Raw genomic sequence first — 14,690 nt, forward strand, 5'->3', positions numbered from 1 at the left:
ATGTTGCTGGGTCGGCTAGTCGCCGTCGATGGCGGCGCGTAGTTCCTCTTCGCGCTTGCGGTATCCATCGGAAACCGCTGCGCCGAAGTCGCGGGCTTTTGCGTCAAGATCTTCGAAGAATGCCTTACCCTGCGCGGTCTTGTTGACCTGGTGGGCGATCGCAAACCCGGCGGCGACGCCGACGGCGAGCCAGAACAGACTCTTCATGAGACAACTCCCTGAACGTGCGTGAGATGGTGGCTGATCGGGATGGCGAGCGGGGTGCCCGGCGGCCAGAGGCAAGTTTACCGGTTGCGCCCTTTTCGTCTGCCTGGGAATGCGAATGCGGCGCGCACGGCTGCCGAGAAGCCGGCCAGCTTGATCAACGGGCCGCCGACGGTGGCGGCGAACAACGCGACCAGGGCTGAGACGTTGCCGGTGACATCCGCCACGTTGCGAGTAATCGTGTCAACGCGGGCAAGCTGCTTGTTCGTCTCCTGCAGTGTGATGGTCGTCTCGGCGAGGATAGGTGTAATGCCTTCACTCGTCTCGCGAATCGAGTCGGTTGTCTGATCGAGCACCCGGCCGAGCTTCAACAGCGGAACAGCGAGCAATCCGACGAGCACCGCGAACACCACGGCAGCGATCAGTCCGGCAATGTCTCCGAGCGACACCTGCGTCACCTCTCCTTCAGCTGCTTGAATTCAAAGAACGGCATATGAATGCACGAGAGCGGGTCACCCGTAGGCGACCCGCTCTCCAGCGTACTGGTTCGCGCCGATGTGGAAAACGCGGCTCAGCGTGCTGCGTAGTACTCGACGACCAGCTGAACCTCGCACGTGACGGGAACCTCTGCGCGCTTCGGGCGACGCTCGAGGCGTGCCTGAAGCTTGTCGAGGTCGACGTCGAGGTATGACGGAACCTTCGGCAGAACATCGACGTGTCCGCCTGCCGCTGCAACCTGGAACGGCTCGGTGCCTTCGCTGCGCTCCTTGACGTGGATGAGCTGGCCCGGCTTCACGCGGAACGATGGGCGGTCTACGATCTGGCCGTCGACCAGAATGTGGCGGTGCACAACGAACTGGCGAGCCTGCGCGGTGGTGCGTGCGAAGCCGGCGCGCAGCACGAGTGCGTCAAGACGCATCTCGAGCAGCTCGACGAGGTTCTCACCGGTCAGACCCTTAGTACGACGGGCTTCCTCGAACGCGATCTTCAGCTGCTTCTCGCGGATGCCGTACTGGGCGCGCAGGCGCTGCTTCTCACGCAGACGAACCGCGTAGTCGCTGTCGGCCTTGCGCTTGGTGCGGCCGTGCTCGCCGGGAGCGTACGGACGCTTCTCGAGGTACTTGGCTGCCTTCGGGGTCAGGGCGAGGCCCAGTGACCGCGACAGGCGGGTCTTGCTACGGGTACGTGACTTGGTAGACACGGTTTCCTTTCGGTTGTCTCTCTAATGATGAATATCCAGGCACACAAAACTCGCCTGCAAGAATTAGAGGGATGGTGCCGGGGATGCTCGGCTACAGAGCGTGCCCCCATCGAAGCCGATATTGACGCAGCCGCACGCAATACCTGTTTCTAGGCCGATACAGCCTAACACAGCGGCCCAGAAAACAAGGCCGCACAGGGCTCAATGTTTGTGCACGATGTCGCGCAATTTGACCAGTCGAGCCGCGATCTCGCGCTCATTGCCGTGTTCGGTCGGCGTGTAGTATTGCGCGCCCTTCAGTTCGTTCGGCAGATATTGCTGCGGCACCACACCGATCGGATCGTCGTGAGGGTAGAGATAGCCCTTGCCGTGGCCGAGCCGTTTTGCGCCCGGATAGTGCGCGTCGCGCAGGTGTTCCGGCACACGGCCGATCTTGCCGGCACGCACATCGGCGATCGCGGCATCCAAAGCCATGTAGGCCGCGTTGGACTTCGGTGCCGTCGCGAGATGCACAACAGCTTGCGCGAGAGGAATGCGCCCTTCCGGCATCCCGATGTACTGCACAGCGTCTGCGGCGGCCACGGCCACTCCGAGTGCCTGCGGATCGGCCATCCCGATGTCCTCGGAGGCCAGGACGATGATGCGCCGAGCGATGAAGCGAGGATCCTCCCCCGCCTCGATCATTCGTGCCAGGTAGTGAAGCGAGGCGTCGACGTCGGATCCCCGCACCGATTTGATGAACGCACTGATCACGTCATAGTGCTCATCGCCGTTGCGGTCGTAGCGCAAGAGTGCGCGGTCCACCGCCAGCGCGACCAGTTCCGCCGTGATCACCGGTTTGGCGTCCGCGGGGCCGGCATCGCCCGCACTCGCATCCGCGGAAACGGATGCCGCTTCCAACGCCGTCAACGCCCGCCGCGCGTCACCGGACGCCAGCCTGATCATCGCGGCACGTGCGTCGTCGGCAACGACGAACCGGCCATCAAGCCCGCGTGGATCGGTCACTGCCCGGTCGATCAGCAGACCCAGGTCTTCATCGCTCAACTGCTCGAGCGTGAGCAAAAGGGATCGGGATAGCAGCGGTGAGATGACCGAGAACGACGGGTTTTCCGTCGTCGCCGCAACGAGGATCACCCAACCGTTCTCAACGCCAGGCAGCAGTGCGTCTTGTTGCGCCTTGCTGAATCGGTGGATCTCGTCGAGGAACAATACTGTCGAGACCCCGTAAAGATCGCGATTGGACATGGCCTCATCCATCACCTGACGAACGTCACGGACGCCGGCGGAGACCGCAGACAACTCAACGAAGCGCCGACCCGATGAATGCGCGATCGCTTGCGCCAGCGTCGTCTTGCCCGTGCCGGGAGGACCCCAGAGAATGACAGAGACCGAGCCCCGTTCTCCCGTCTTGTCGCTCGCAAGTGCAACCAACGGCGACCCCTGGGTCAACAGGTGTTTCTGCCCGGCCACCTCATCGAGAGTGCGGGGCCGCATCCGCACCGCCAGCGGGGTGGCGCCGCCGCGCAGTCCCGCCTGCATGTCCGCCATGGAATCCAGACTAGTTGGCGCATCCGACAGCCGATGCGGCCGTCCGCTTCCGGCGTATCCGGCTGGTGCGGCCGGCGTATTTGTTCGCAGCCATGCTGCCCGCGTAAAGTTCACCTGAGGTCGCGCCCGCGTATCGGGCATGACGACTTCCCTATCGTTCCCTGCGCGAGACCGCGCACTTGTGGAGGAGACACGTGGCAGCGAAGAAGCAGAACGAGCGAGGCAACCGGCAGGCTCGCGAGCGATTGCGTGTCTACACCGCTCGCGTGACCGTGCATGAGCGGGGCGAGAAGCGGCGCGTTCGCGACAATCTCATCGCAGGCGCGGGCATCGTCATCGTGCTCGTCCTGGCCGTATCCGCCCAACTGATGTATTTCAGCGGGCCGGGCAAAGTCACTGCAAAACCGACCGCAACGCCGACTGCGACCACGACCCCGTCGGCAACACCGACAGCGACCGCCGGCGCCAACCAGGGCGATGTGCCGCCAGCCTCACTGGCTGCCGGCCGCACCTGGACGGGCACGATGACCATCAACGGCATCCCGCTCGGGATCGAGCTGGACGGAAAGGCCGCACCGCAAGCAGTGTCCTCCACGATCAGTCTCGTGCAGAAGGACTTCTACAACGGCCTCACCTGCCACAGACTGACCGACGGCGGCTTCTACGTGCTGCAGTGCGGCGACCCGAACGGCGACGGCAGCGGCGGGCCCGGCTACAGCTATGGGCCGATCGAGAACGCGCCGGCAGACAACGTATATGCCACCGGCGACCTTGCGATGGCGCGCCAAAGCGGCAACGCGTACAGCCAGGGCAGCCAGTTCTTCATCGTCTACAAGAGCACGACGATTCCAGCGGACGCCGCCGGCGGCTACACGGTCATCGGAAAGATCACGAGCGGGCTCGACCAGCTCAATGCTGATGTGACGTCCAAGGGCATCACGCCGGTGTCGAGCGCGAACGACGGCAAGCCGAAGGTCGCCACGAAGATAGACTCCATAACGCTTAAGTAGTCGCTCAGCGCACCTGACACCCGGTGCAATAGGCTAATAATTCGCACATGTCCGACAGCACGGATCGCTGTCGCTCCAAGCAAGGTGAGGCTCTTGGCTAGTACGACTGATCAGCAACCGTGGGGTCGCGTCGATGAGACCGGCACCGTCTATGTGCGCGAAGCAGATGGCGAACGAGTCGTCGGGGCGTACCCCGACGGCACGGCAGAAGAGGCCCTCGCCTACTTCGTACGCAAGTACACCGATCTGGCTGGGCAGGTCACACTGCTCGAGCAACGCGCCAAACGGGGCGCGCCAGCAGCGGATGTTGCGAAGTCGGTCGCGGCGCTTCGCGAACATATCGCGGATGCCAACGCCGTTGGCGACCTGGCCGCCCTCGCGTCTCGATTAGACAAGCTGGGCGGCGCCGTCGAGGAGCTGACGGAGCAGCAATCCGCGGAGGCAAAGGCCGCAGTCAACGACGCGATCGCAGAACGCGTGCGGGTCGTCGAAGATGTCGAGAAGTTGGCAGCAGAGGATCCCGCGAAAACCCAGTGGAAACAGACCACCGCCAGCCTTGACGACCTCTTCGCACGCTGGCAAGCGCTCCAGCACGACGGCCCGCGTCTGCCGAAGAATCAGGCGAACGACCTGTGGAAGCGCTTCCGCGCGGCACGCGCGAACATCGAACGCAATCGCAAGGAGTTCTTCGCGGAGCTTGACACGCAGCACCGCGATGTCCGCGCCCGCAAGACGCAGTTGATCGAGCAAGCAGAGGCTCTCCTCCCACAGGGAGTCGACGGCATCCCCGCGTATCGGGCGCTTCTGGACGATTGGAAACGTTCGGGGAGGGCCGGCAAGCGTAACGATGATGCCCTGTGGGCGCGCTTCAAGGCGGCAGGTGACGCCCTTTTCGCGGTGAAGTCTGAGCTTGACGCGCGCGAGAACGAAGAATTCTCCGAGAACCTCGCCCAGAAGCTGGCGCTACTCGAGGAGGCCGAAACACTGCTGACTGCAACGGATCGAACCGCGGCCAGAACTGCTCTGCAGTCGATCCAACGCCGGTGGGACGAGATCGGCAAGGTTCCGCGCGATCAGATCCGCACGGTCGAGGATCGGCTGCGCAAAGTCGAGACGGCTGTGCGCAAGCTGGAAGACGACCACTGGCAGCACAATAACCCGGAGAAAAAGGCGCGGAGCGAAGGCCTCGCAGCACAGTTGCACGAATCGATCGCCAAGCTCGAAGCTGAGTTGGCCGACGCACGCTCGGGGGGTGACGCCGCGAAGGTTGCCGAGGCTCAAGCGGCGCTCGATGCGCAGAAGGCGTGGCTCGACGCTCTCAGCTGAGCGTCGACCGGCCCCACAGCACCGACCGTTGTCCACAGGGCCGACCAAGTCTCCACAGGGCGTCGCCACTGACTGCTGTCCACAGATCGCCCTAGCGTCGATTTCAAGAGGGCGTGCGCGCGGCAGCATGTACCCCATGACGCGCTTACTTCCTGAGGTTCTGTTACCCAGGGCCACATTGCCCCTTCCGGAGCTGTGTGCCGCCCGACTTGATGGCGAAGTGGTCGCACTCGACGAGTGCTTCGTCGCCGTTGACACTGCGATCGGTGCGGATGCCCGTGCCATCGCGCTTCGGTCGATTGTCGGCGGGCGCGCGATCGCAGAAACGATCAGTGCCCTGTGGATCTACGGTATCGTGCCATCGCCGCCGTCGGTGCACACCGTGTGCCTCGACCGCGCAGATCGATCTGCGAGTCCGCACTGCCTGCGTGTCACCGTCGGGCAGTCGCGCTTTCTGCCGGGTGACGTGTGCACGATCGGCGGTATGGGCGTGACCTCGCCGCTGCGAACGATCTACGACCTCGCCAGAGGCCGTCGGTTCACTGCGATCGAGAGTGAGGGCATCCGCTTGTTGATCGCTCGCTTTGCGCTGACCGAAGCGGCGTGCCGCGCCCGCGTCGACGCCGTCAGAAATCTTCCGGGCCGGCATGCGGCGTTGCGGCGACTGCACGACCTCGCCGGCGCCGCAGAGCCCTACCCTGCACTCACCCGATAGACATCGTAAACCGCGTCGATGCGCCGCACGGCGTTGAGCACTCTGTCCAGGTGCGTGGTGTCGCCCATCTCGAACACGAAACGGCTGAGCGCGAGTCGATTGCTCGACGTCGTCACTGTGGCAGAAAGAATGTTCACATGGTACTCGGAGAGCACCCGGGTGACGTCGGAGAGCAGCCCGGACCGGTCGAGGGCCTCAACCTGGATTTGCACCAGGAAGACGCTCTTCGAAGACGGTGCCCATTCGACTTCGATCATGCGCTCGGGCTCCTTGAGCAGCGACTGCACATTGTGGCAGGTGGCCTGGTGCACGGAAACGCCGGAACCGCGGGTGATGAATCCGACGATCGGATCGCCCGGAACCGGAGTACAGCACTTCGCCAACTTGACCAGAATGTCAGGGGCGCCGCGCACGAGCACGCCGGAGTCGCTGTTTCGGAGAGCCTTGCTGCGCCCCTTCGACGGCACCGACATGTCGGCGGCATCCGATTCGATAGCCACCTGCACAGAGGCGACAACCTTTTCTATGACAGATTGGGTTGAGACATGCCCCTCACCGACCGCGGCGTAGAGCGATGACACATCGTCATAGCGCAGTTGCGATGCCACCTCGGCGAGTGAGTCCTGACTCATCAGCCGCTGAAGTGGGAGGTTCTGTTTGCGCATTGACCGAGCGATGGCATCCTTGCCCTGCTCGATCGCCTCGTCGCGTCGTTCCTTGGTGAACCACTGCCGGATCTTGTTGCGGGCACGGGGGGACTTGACGAAATTCAACCAGTCTTTGCTTGGACCGGAATCCGGGTTCTTGGACGTGAAGACCTCGACGACGTCGCCGGTCGCCAGGGTGCTTTCCAACGGGACCAGGCGTCCGTTGACCTTCGCGCCCATGGTGCGGTGACCGACCTCGGTGTGCACCGCATACGCGAAGTCCACCGGTGTCGCGCCGGCAGGCAGGCCGATCACGCGACCCTTCGGCGTGAACACGTACACCTCTTTCGCGCCGATTTCGAAGCGCAGCGAATCCAGGAACTCGCTGGGGTCCGCCGTCTCCGCCTGCCAGTCGGAGATGTGAGCGAGCCATGCCAGGTCGGTGTCGATCTTGGGCGCCGTTTGCGATCCCTTGCTCCCTGCGACGCGCTCCTTGTATTTCCAATGCGCGGCGACGCCGAACTCCGCCCGCTGATGCATCTCCTCCGTGCGAATCTGGATCTCTACGGCGCGGCCCTCTGGTCCGACCACCGTGGTGTGCAGTGATTGGTACAGGTTGAACTTCGGTGTCGCGATGTAGTCCTTGAACCGGCCTGGCATCGGTGTCCAGCGTGCGTGGATCTGGCCGAGAACCGCGTAGCAGTCGCGCACGGACTGCACGAGCACCCGGATGCCGACCAGGTCGTAGATCTCATCGAACTCGCGCCCGCGCACGACCATCTTCTGATATATCGAGTAGAACTGCTTCGGTCGGCCACTGACCTTGCCGCGGATCTTCGCCGACTTCAGGTCTTCGTTGATGTCGTCGATGACCTCGTGCACGATCTGCTCGCGCTCGGGCGAACGCTGTTTCACGAGGCTTTCGATCTCCGCATACAACTTCGGATAAAGCACGGCGAACGAGAGATCTTCGAGTTCCCATTTGATCGCCTGGATGCCGAGGCGGTGTGCCAACGGCGCGTAGATCTCCAGCGTCTCAGTTGCCTTGCGGATGGCCGATTCCGCGGGAACAAACCCCCAGGTGCGCGCGTTGTGCAGGCGGTCGGCGAGTTTGATGATCAGCACGCGAATATCTTTCGACATCGCCACGATCATCTTGCGCACTGTTTCGGCTTGCGCGCTGTCGCCGTATTTGACCTTGTCGAGCTTGGTGACGCCGTCGACGAGCATGGCGATCTCGTCGCCGAAGTCGGCACGCAACTGGTCGAGGGTGTATTCGGTGTCCTCGACGGTGTCGTGCAGAAGTGCCGCTGCGATTGTCTTGGAACCGATCCCCAAGTCGGCCAGAATCTGCGCTACGGCGACCGGATGCGTGATGTACGGCTCGCCGCTGCGGCGTTTCTGGCCGTCGTGCGCGCGTTCTGCGACCGAATACGCCCGCTCGATGACAGCCACATCCGCCTTCGGATGGTTGGCTCGAACGGTTTTCACCAACATATCGACCGCACCGGCCGGTTGTGCCCTGGAGAAGATTCGTGGCACCAGACGGCGCAGAGAAGCGCTTTGCGATGTTGTCGTGTCGACCATCACTCCCGCCTCCCTGTTCTATTATCGCGGCATCGGAAGGCCGTCGCGTTCACGCGCTCGCGGCGCACTCACTCCACGACTGCGACACCGACCGGAGACTTCGCACGTGCCGCCAGAACCTTCTTGTCGTGTTTGCGGATGGCCGGCTCCCCATGCCTGAACGACGCATAGAGCGGCGCGGCGATGAAAATCGTTGAATACGTTCCGACCAAGATACCGATGAAAAGTGCGAGCGAAATGTCGCGCAGCGTATCCGCTCCGAGCACGTAGGCACCGATGAACAGAATCGAACCGACCGGGAGCCCCGCGACGACGGCCGTGTTGATGGATCGCACAAGCGTCTGGTTCACCGCGAGGTTGACGGATTCGGAGAACGTGTGCTTCAGCTGATCCTTGTCTTCCGTCGTGTTCTCTCGGATCTTGTCGAAGACGACGACCGTGTCATACAGCGAATACGCCAGAATCGTCAGGAAGCCGATCATCGTCGCCGGCGTGATCTCGAAACCCACCAGGGCGTAGATTCCTGCCGTCAAGATCAAGTCGTGGAACAGCGCAAGGATCGCGGCGGCAGACATCTTCCACGTTCGGAAATACAGTGCCATCATCGCGAAGGCAAGCAGCAGAAAGACAATGAGCCCTTGTAACGCCTGCCTGCTGACGTCTGCGCCCCAGCTTGGACCGATGAACGTCGACGCGACATTGGCCGCGGGCACGTTGTATGCACTCGCGAGAGCGCTGGCGACCTCCCTGGTCTGCGTGGCAGAAAGCTGATCGGTCTGCACCCGCACGCCGTTGTCGTTGACGCTGGTCACTTGCACAGCGACCGATGGGTTGACGCTGGCGACGGCGTTCTGTGCCAGTTTCTGATCGGTCGTGCTGGTGTTGCTGATCTGGAACTGCGAACCACCTCGGAAGTCGATACCGAAGTTGAACCCGCCCTTGAAGATCGGAATCAGGATCGATGCGACGACAACGAAGATCGCAATGCTGTACCAGATCTTTCGAGTGCCGACGAAGTCGAAGGAACGGGCACCTGTGTACAGGTCGTTTCCGAATTTCTGGAACCGGGTGGGCATCAGGACTCCTTCCCTTCGCTCTTCTTGTCTCCCGCGCCTGCGGATATGAGTTCAGCGGCCTTGCGCTCTGCGATCGTCTGCCGCTTCGCGGCCTCTCGGCTGCTCGAAGCGGCTTTGCCTGCCGACACGGCCACGGGGGCGCGGAACTGGGCAGCACCGCGATAGACGGCACCGTGCGCATCCGGGTCCAGACCCGACCAGGGATGACCTGAGGCAAAGAAGTGCGTCTGCGAGAGCAATTGCAGCGTCGGGTGAGTGAACAGGATGACGACGAGCACGTCGATCACGGTGGTGACTCCGAGGGTGAAGGCAAAGCCCTGCACGTTGCCGACAGCGAGAACATAAAGCACGACGGCGGCCAGCAGGTTCGTCGTCTTCGCGGCGTAAATCGTGCGCTTCGCACGTTTCCAACCCGCTTCGACCGCGGATTCGAGCACCCTGCCATCGCGTAACTCGTCGCGTATTCGCTCGAAGTAGACGATGAACGAGTCCGCCGTGAATCCGATCGCGACGATCAGACCGGCAACACCGGCCAGCGACAGGCGGTAATCCATGCGCCAGGAGAGGATCGCGATCACCAGATAGGTCAAGATTGCCGCGACCACCAGCGAGGTGATCGTCACCAATCCGAGCAGCCGATATTGGAACAGCGTGTAAATGACGACAAGAAGCAGACCAATGACGCCCGCGACCAATCCGCTCATCAGCTGAGTTGAACCGAGCGTTGCCGAGATCGTGTCATTGCTCTGCACCGTGAAGCTGATCGGCAGCGCACCGAACTTCAGCTGATCGGCGAGCGTCTTGGCGTCAGTCTCAGTGAAACTCCCGGTGATCTGTGGCTTCCCGTCGGTGATGACCCCCTGCATCACAGGAGCCGAGAGCACCTTGCCGTCGAGTACGAACGCGAACTGGTTGCGGGGCGAAGGAAGGCCGACCAGCCTGGAACTGACCGCACCGAAGTCTTTGGTGCCCTGACCGTTGAAAACGAGATTGATCGCCCACTGCCCGGTCGTTGCACCGTTGGCCTGCACCATGCCTGCAGATGCGTCGCTGATGTCCGAACCACTGACCTCGACGGGGCCGAGCAGGTACTTCACGCTGCTCTGATCGTCACAGGTGACGAGCGGCTTGCTCGATGGAGCAACGTTGGTCGCTTGATTCTTCAGCGATGCACAGTCAAATGCGTCGTACTGCGCCTGCAACAGCGGCGTGATGTATGCAGGGTCGCTGCCGTTGGTCGGTGACGTCGACGGGGTGGCCTCTAACGTGGCGGCAGGGGACGGGTACGGGGTGTTCTTGCCATTCGCTCCGACAAACGTGTTACTTGGGGCGCCCGCCAGAAGTACCGGGCGAAGTTCGAGCTTCGACGAAGACTTGATGCGGTTCATCGTCGCCTCGTCCGGAGTGCCCGGGATCGAGACCACGATGTTGTTCGTGCCCTGTGTCGAGACCTGTGCTTCGGAGACACCGGATGCGTCCACCCGCTGGCGGATGATCGACACGGCCTGGTTCAACTCATCACTGGTGACCTTCTGCCCGTTCTCCAGTTGCGGCGCGAGAATTATCTCGGTGCCGCCCTCGAGGTCAAGGCCCAGCTTGGGTGCCCAGGAGGCGCCTCCGAACAGCACGCCGCCAGCGAGAATCGCAACGAGACCGACGATGATGACGCCCAGCCAGGTTAGAGATCTCTTGGCATTCTTGACCGGAGACGACTTTGCCACGGAAGAACTCAGCTTTCTACGCTCGCAGTTGAACCGCGTCGTGCGGCCACGCGGAGTGGGTGATTAGTTGTCGTCGGCTTTTTTCTCGCGCTTCGCGCCGTCAATCCGCTCGCCGAACTCGGGAGCGGGCTCCGAGATGGCGTGGTCGACATTCAACTCCGGCGCGGTCGACGCGTCAGCATCGGTCAGCTGCGATGCGTCGTCTTCCACCGTGTGGTCATCGATGACGCGAGTCACGGTCTGGCGGTGCACGGTGATGACAACGCCCGGCGCAACCTCGAGGCGGATCTTATTGTCTTCGTCATCGATAGACACGATGGTGCCGAACACACCGGAGTTCGTCATAACGTCCGCACCGGCGACGACCTTCTGCTGCAACTCTGCAGCCTGCTGTTTGCGCTTCCTGCTGCTTCGGAACATGAAGATGATAAGCACCGCCAGGATGACGAGCATGCCAATAGTCAGCGGATCAAGAGTCATGAGGGTGGAACCTTCCAGTGAGGGGTGTACAACCACCTCATTTACGTATGGGGGCTGTGGGCCAGGGTAAATTATAGGTTATCGGTGAAGAGAGCTTGCTGAGAGCGATCGATTCCGAAGTGCCGCCACGCGGCCGTGGTTGCGACACGCCCCCGCGGCGTTCTGGAAATCAAACCGATTCGCACGAGAAACGGCTCGACGACCGATTCGACCGTTTCAGCTTCCTCGCCAACGGAAACGGCGAGCGTGTTCAAACCTACCGGTCCACCGTCGAAACGCGTAAGCAGCACCTGCATGACCGCACGGTCCAGACGATCCAAGCCGAGAGCATCCACATCGTAGAGTTCGAGGGCGGCACGCACTGACGTCACGTCCGCGTGCGTTCCGTGAACGAGCACATAGTCGCGCACTCGACGGAGCAGCCGATTGGCGATCCGCGGAGTGCCGCGGCAGCGCCCTGCGATCTCTGCGAGTGCTTCACCGTCAACGGCGAAGTCGAGTAGCACGGCCGCGCGGGTGAGCACTTGAGCGAGTTCTGCCTCGTCGTAGAACTCAAGATGGGCGGTGAAGCCGAAGCGGTCGCGCAGTGGATTGGGGAGCAGACCAGAGCGGGTGGTTGCGCCAACAAGCGTGAACGGCGCGAGATCGAGCGGGATCGAGGTCGCACCCGCACCCTTGCCTACCATGATGTCGATGCGGAAATCTTCCATCGCGAGATAGAGCATCTCCTCGGCGGAACGTGCCATCCGATGGATTTCATCGATGAAGAGCACCTCGCCCGGCACGAGTGATGACAACAGCGCAGCCAGGTCACCCGCGTGCTGGATCGCGGGTCCGCTTGACAACCGAAGCGGGCGCCCGCTCTCGTGAGCGACGATCATCGCCAACGTCGTCTTGCCGAGTCCAGGAGGGCCGGCCAGAAGTATGTGGTCGGGCGTGCGATCCTGCATGGTTGCAGCGGTCAACAGCAATTGCAACTGGCCGCGTACCTTCGCCTGCCCGACGAATTCGGCGAGTGATCGCGGGCGCAGTGCGCCCTCGAAAGCGAGCTCGGCCTCCGACTCCAGCTCCGGGGTCGTCACGTCTTCGTCCGGCAGGTCGCTCATCAACGCTCGCCTGTCTCCACCGTCGTTGCACTTTGGGCGGGGCCGAGCTGAGCGAGTGCATGCCTGAGCAGCAGCGGCACCGAGTCGCGTTCCGCTTCCGGCGTCTCCGCGACAACCAGGCGGATGGCTTCTGCCGCGGTCTTCTCAGGCCAGCCGAGGCCGACCAGGGCCACAAGCACGCTCCCGCTGACGCTGGAAGCCGGGCCGGTCTGCTGCGATGTTTGGCGACGCCGCACCACTGCGAGCTTGCCGGCAAGCGAAAGCACGATGAGCTTCGCGGTTTTCGGTCCGATCCCCGAGACCGCGCGGAACGCTGAATCATTCTCGTCCGCCACAGCGACGGCGATCTGTTCCGGACTCAACACGGCGAGCACGCCCATCGCCGATTTTGGACCGACACCGGTGACGCCTGTCAACAACTCGAAGACCTCCAACTGATCTTGTTCGGCAAAGCCGAACAGCGACAGCGAGTCGTCACGCACGATCAATGTCGTCAGAACGCGGGTCTGCTGGCCAACCCGCATCGCAAGGGCATGGTCAGGTGTGACCGTGACCGAGAATCCCACTCCGCCAACCTCGATCACGGCGGAGCCGCCGGCCGTCGAAAGCACGATACCGCGAAGGGATGAGATCACTTCGACAGCCTACGGGGTACACCCGACGTCGTTGCGCCGCGCTCGGCGGCGCGCCACGCTTCCTGTGCCGGTGTCAGCGTCGTGCCGCGCGAGACAGGACGTTCCGGAATGCGACTCTTCCCCTCTTTGCCCGACGCGAGAGGCGTGCGCCAGGCGTGGCAGATCGCCAGAGCCAGCGCATCCGCCGCGTCAGCGGGCTTGGGCACATCGGCGAGCCCCAGGATGCGGGCAACCATTGCCTGCACCTGTTTCTTGTCGGCCGATCCATAGCCGGTGATTGCGGCCTTGACCTCGCTGGGGGTGTGCAGAGATACGGCCAGTCCTCGTTTTGCCGCAGCGTGCAGTGCAACGCCGCTGATCTGCGCAACACCCATCACCGTGCGCAGATTATGCTGCGCGAACACGCGCTCGATGGCGACCACCGCAGGGCGGTGCAGGTCCATCAGCTGTTCGATGCCGCTGCCGATCGTGAGCAGACGCTGTTCGAGCGGAACGTCGGGCGAGGTCCGCAAGACGGTCACTGCCACCAACGTCGCCGTGCGATTGCGTTCGACGTCGACGATGCCGACACCGCAGCGGGTCAATCCTGGGTCGATGCCCAGCACCCGCAGAGCCAACTCAGCCCTCGTCGTCGTTTTCGAGTTCGGCCTGCACCTCTGCGGTCAGATCGAGGTTGGTATACACATTCTGCACGTCGTCTGAGTCCTCGAGCGCGTCGATTAGACGGAATACCTTGCGAGCGGTTTCCGCGCTGCCCTCGACCTTGAGCTGCGGCACGAATTCGACATCGGCCGAATCGTAGTCGATTCCCGCTGCCTGCAACGCGGCACGGGTCGGGACCATGTCCGTGGCCTCCGTCAGAATTTCGAACTCGTCGCCGCGTGCAGTGACTTCTTCTGCACCGGCGTCGAGCACGGCCATCAAAATCTCATCCTCGTTAGTGTGCTCACCCGGCACGACGATGACGCCTTTGCGGTGAAAGTTGTAGGACACAGATCCGGGATCAGCCATGGTGCCGCCGTTGCGTGTCATCAGCGTGCGCACGTCGGCGGCAGCACGATTCCTGTTGTCGGTCAGGCACTCGATCAAGAGTGCAACACCGTTCGGGCCATAGCCTTCGTAGATGATCGTTGCGTAGTCGATGACCTCGCCTGTTAGGCCTGCTCCGCGTTTGATGGCGCGGTCGATGTTGTCGTTCGGTACCGAGGTCTTCTTAGCCTTCTGCACGGCGTCGACAAGAGTCGGATTGCCGGACATGTCGGCGCCGCCCATCTTTGCGGCGACCTCGATGTTCTTGATCAGCTTGGCGAACGACTTCGCACGGCGCTGGTCGATGACCGCTTTCTTGTGTTTCGTCGTCGCCCACTTGGAATGCCCGGACATACATCTCCTGTTTCTTGCGGGTTGAAGTGCCCTGCCAGTCTAAGACAACGC

15 protein-coding genes are annotated in these 14,690 nt (G+C 62.6%); 3 read left to right on the forward strand and 12 right to left on the reverse strand.

The features are described 5' to 3' along the window. Positions 1–15: 15 nt before the first annotated feature. From QU604_RS11015 to QU604_RS11030, 4 genes are all read right to left on the reverse strand, one after another. Entirely contained in the window at positions 16–207 is a 192-nt protein-coding gene (locus QU604_RS11015; protein ID WP_308464686.1) for a hypothetical protein, read from the reverse strand. Between the two features lie 77 nt (positions 208–284). Next, the gene (locus QU604_RS11020) at positions 285–653 is read right to left on the reverse strand and encodes a DUF948 domain-containing protein (RefSeq protein ID WP_308468904.1); all 369 of its coding nucleotides are present in this window, start codon (positions 651–653) and stop codon (positions 285–287) included. A 122-nt stretch (positions 654–775) separates the two neighbouring features. Continuing rightward, positions 776–1,405: a 30S ribosomal protein S4 gene (gene rpsD, locus QU604_RS11025; protein ID WP_308464687.1), complete on the reverse strand. Its 630-nt coding sequence runs from the start codon at positions 1,403–1,405 to the stop codon at positions 776–778. A 201-nt stretch (positions 1,406–1,606) separates the two neighbouring features. Continuing rightward, complete coding sequence (locus QU604_RS11030) at positions 1,607–2,953, reverse strand: replication-associated recombination protein A (protein ID WP_308464688.1); 1,347 nt, start codon at positions 2,951–2,953, stop codon at positions 1,607–1,609. 194 nt (positions 2,954–3,147) lie between these two features. Here QU604_RS11030 and QU604_RS11035 point away from each other — a divergent pair, with 194 nt between their 5' ends. From QU604_RS11035 to QU604_RS11045, 3 genes are all read left to right on the forward strand, one after another. Further along, entirely contained in the window at positions 3,148–3,963 is an 816-nt protein-coding gene (locus tag QU604_RS11035; RefSeq protein ID WP_308464689.1) for a peptidylprolyl isomerase, read from the forward strand. 93 nt (positions 3,964–4,056) lie between these two features. Next, the gene (locus QU604_RS11040; protein WP_308464690.1) at positions 4,057–5,289 is read left to right on the forward strand and encodes a DUF349 domain-containing protein; all 1,233 of its coding nucleotides are present in this window, start codon (positions 4,057–4,059) and stop codon (positions 5,287–5,289) included. A 136-nt stretch (positions 5,290–5,425) separates the two neighbouring features. After that, positions 5,426–6,004 carry a hypothetical protein gene (locus QU604_RS11045; RefSeq protein ID WP_308464691.1) on the forward strand — a complete coding sequence of 193 codons (579 nt, stop codon included), beginning with the start codon at positions 5,426–5,428 and terminating at the stop codon, positions 6,002–6,004. On the opposite strand, the gene QU604_RS11050 is transcribed toward QU604_RS11045, so the two are convergent. From QU604_RS11050 to QU604_RS11085, 8 genes are all read right to left on the reverse strand, one after another. Further along, positions 5,983–8,238 (reverse strand): RelA/SpoT family protein, encoded by a 2,256-nt coding sequence (locus QU604_RS11050; RefSeq protein WP_308464692.1) that lies wholly within the window; start codon positions 8,236–8,238, stop codon positions 5,983–5,985. The two genes, QU604_RS11045 and QU604_RS11050, sit on opposite strands and share 22 nt — an antisense overlap. 68 nt (positions 8,239–8,306) lie before the next feature. After that, the gene (gene secF / locus QU604_RS11055) at positions 8,307–9,314 is read right to left on the reverse strand and encodes a protein translocase subunit SecF (protein ID WP_308464693.1); all 1,008 of its coding nucleotides are present in this window, start codon (positions 9,312–9,314) and stop codon (positions 8,307–8,309) included. Continuing rightward, positions 9,314–11,035, reverse strand: coding sequence for a protein translocase subunit SecD (secD, locus tag QU604_RS11060; protein ID WP_308464694.1), 1,722 nt, complete (start codon positions 11,033–11,035; stop codon positions 9,314–9,316). The genes secF and secD overlap by 1 nt, the downstream gene beginning before the upstream one ends. A gap of 63 nt (positions 11,036–11,098) precedes the next feature. Beyond that, entirely contained in the window at positions 11,099–11,515 is a 417-nt protein-coding gene (yajC, locus tag QU604_RS11065) for a preprotein translocase subunit YajC (RefSeq protein ID WP_308464695.1), read from the reverse strand. A gap of 71 nt (positions 11,516–11,586) precedes the next feature. Next, the gene (gene ruvB, locus QU604_RS11070) at positions 11,587–12,621 is read right to left on the reverse strand and encodes a Holliday junction branch migration DNA helicase RuvB (protein ID WP_308464696.1); all 1,035 of its coding nucleotides are present in this window, start codon (positions 12,619–12,621) and stop codon (positions 11,587–11,589) included. Further along, entirely contained in the window at positions 12,621–13,256 is a 636-nt protein-coding gene (gene ruvA, locus QU604_RS11075; protein WP_308464697.1) for a Holliday junction branch migration protein RuvA, read from the reverse strand. The genes ruvB and ruvA overlap by 1 nt, the downstream gene beginning before the upstream one ends. Then, complete coding sequence (gene ruvC, locus QU604_RS11080) at positions 13,253–13,867, reverse strand: crossover junction endodeoxyribonuclease RuvC (RefSeq protein ID WP_308468905.1); 615 nt, start codon at positions 13,865–13,867, stop codon at positions 13,253–13,255. The genes ruvA and ruvC overlap by 4 nt, the downstream gene beginning before the upstream one ends. A 7-nt stretch (positions 13,868–13,874) precedes the next feature. Next, positions 13,875–14,639 (reverse strand): YebC/PmpR family DNA-binding transcriptional regulator, encoded by a 765-nt coding sequence (locus tag QU604_RS11085; RefSeq protein WP_308464698.1) that lies wholly within the window; start codon positions 14,637–14,639, stop codon positions 13,875–13,877. Positions 14,640–14,690 lie beyond the last annotated feature (51 nt).

Origin of the sequence: Rathayibacter sp. SW19 (genome assembly GCF_030866825.1) — a bacterium.
GTDB classification, from domain to species: domain Bacteria; phylum Actinomycetota; class Actinomycetes; order Actinomycetales; family Microbacteriaceae; genus Rathayibacter_A; species Rathayibacter_A soli.

Bases quoted from the DNA above. Each gene is read 5' to 3' on its own strand.
- QU604_RS11015 (WP_308464686.1), bottom strand. From the start codon at position 207: ATGAAGAGTCTGTTCTGGCTCGCCGTCGGCGTCGCCGCCGGGTTTGCG.
- QU604_RS11030 (WP_308464688.1), bottom strand. From the start codon at position 2,953: ATGGCGGACATGCAGGCGGGACTGCGCGGCGGCGCCACCCCGCTGGCG.
- QU604_RS11045 (WP_308464691.1), top strand. From the start codon at position 5,426: ATGACGCGCTTACTTCCTGAGGTTCTGTTACCCAGGGCCACATTGCCC.
- QU604_RS11050 (WP_308464692.1), bottom strand. From the start codon at position 8,238: ATGGTCGACACGACAACATCGCAAAGCGCTTCTCTGCGCCGTCTGGTG.
- secF (WP_308464693.1), bottom strand. From the start codon at position 9,314: ATGCCCACCCGGTTCCAGAAATTCGGAAACGACCTGTACACAGGTGCC.
- yajC (WP_308464695.1), bottom strand. From the start codon at position 11,515: ATGACTCTTGATCCGCTGACTATTGGCATGCTCGTCATCCTGGCGGTG.
- ruvB (WP_308464696.1), bottom strand. From the start codon at position 12,621: ATGAGCGACCTGCCGGACGAAGACGTGACGACCCCGGAGCTGGAGTCG.
- QU604_RS11085 (WP_308464698.1), bottom strand. From the start codon at position 14,639: ATGTCCGGGCATTCCAAGTGGGCGACGACGAAACACAAGAAAGCGGTC.